Origin of the sequence: Kineococcus indalonis, from assembly GCF_009906395.1 — a bacterium.
Taxonomy (GTDB): Bacteria; Actinomycetota; Actinomycetes; order Actinomycetales; family Kineococcaceae; genus Kineococcus; species Kineococcus indalonis.
Genome location: NZ_JAAALM010001034.1, coordinates 1 through 416, shown reverse-complemented (window position 1 = coordinate 416; position 416 = coordinate 1). Strand labels below are relative to the sequence as shown.

The 416-nt window shown below is 78.6% G+C and carries 1 protein-coding gene; it reads right to left on the bottom strand.

Annotated elements, in window-relative coordinates:
* The coding region (locus tag GTR00_RS22570; RefSeq protein ID WP_166613684.1) for a hypothetical protein at positions 1-357 on the bottom strand (357 nt) is incomplete at its 3' end.
* Positions 358-416: the final 59 nt, after the last annotated feature.

Genomic DNA, 416 nt, shown 5'->3' with positions numbered 1-416 from the left:
CTGGTGACCGGCGCCGGGCCCCGCGCCCGGTGACGACGGGCGCACCGGCCCCGCCGCGCCCCGGCGCCGGTGGCGCCCGCCGGCGAGGGAGCGCGCGTCGCGCACCGCGCAGCGCAGCAGCGCCGTGCCCACCACCAGCAGCCCCGCCACGGCCAGCAGGTCCGCCTCGGTGAAGCCCCGGTCGGCGGACCAGCTGTGCAGGATCCGCCCCTCCACGGGGCCGTTCACGCGCGTCCACACCGCGCACAGCAGGCCGGTGAGCACCGCCACGTCCCAGCGCGGGCGCACCAGGCAGCCCAGCGCACCCACGCCCAGGGCCAGCAGCGTCAGCGGGATGACCACGGGCACGTCGAGCACCGCCCGATCCTAGGCGCGCAACCGTCACGTCACGTCAGGTCCACCGGAGCCTCCCCTGG